We start from the raw sequence: 312 nt of genomic DNA, 5'->3' as shown, positions 1-312 counted from the left end.
TAACTCTCGATAATGGCAAGTTGCAACTCTTTGAACATGTGTAAAATCCGCTGGAATATAGTTTGTTAAATTTATTAGAAAAAGTAAAATTTAATTCTGGGGGGCGTGTGGTCGCTGGTTCGAATCCAGTCACCCCGACTGATGGAAAGGCTTGGTAATCTGATGATTGCTGAGCCTTTTCGTTCGTTGGCGGTTGACTTTATTCGTGGCTTTTGACCCCGTTTTTACGTTGGTTTACACGGTCTGTGTAAACCGTGGTGTAAACCGCCAAAAGGCTATGGACGCCACTATTTCAGTTATTTGTTTCAAAAG

This window comes from Alistipes sp. 56_sp_Nov_56_25, assembly GCF_001915285.1.
Classification (GTDB): domain Bacteria; phylum Bacteroidota; class Bacteroidia; order Bacteroidales; family Rikenellaceae; genus Alistipes; species Alistipes shahii.
This window is presented reverse-complemented; position numbering follows the sequence as displayed.